The organism is Helicobacter vulpis (assembly GCF_003660395.1).
In the GTDB taxonomy this organism is placed as follows: domain Bacteria; phylum Campylobacterota; class Campylobacteria; order Campylobacterales; family Helicobacteraceae; genus Helicobacter; species Helicobacter vulpis.
On sequence record NZ_QXQT01000106.1, the window covers coordinates 1 to 277 of the forward strand.

Here is a 277-nt window from a genome sequence, read left to right on the forward strand (position 1 = left end):
CAAGCAAGATATTTTAGACGCCATTAGATTTAAAAACAAGCTTTTAGAAGACATTTTAAAACCCAATCCCGCCTTTGGAGAGAATTTTAAAGAATTTGCGCTCAAGGGCAAAGAGGCGGTTAGCAAGCTTTTAAAAGAAAAACGCGGGCAAGTGAGCGGAGCGTTTTATAAAGAGGGGTTGGGCTATATTGATTTGGTGTGGGGAGCAAACGCACAGCGTTTGCAAGGCTTAAAAGGAGCCAATGGCAAGCCACTCAAGCCCTATGGATTGTCTAAG

The 277-nt window shown here is 43.0% G+C and carries 1 pseudogene; it reads left to right on the forward strand.

The features are described 5' to 3' along the window. Positions 1–277: pseudogene (locus EAO38_RS08785) on the forward strand (hypothetical protein); the annotation flags it as partial.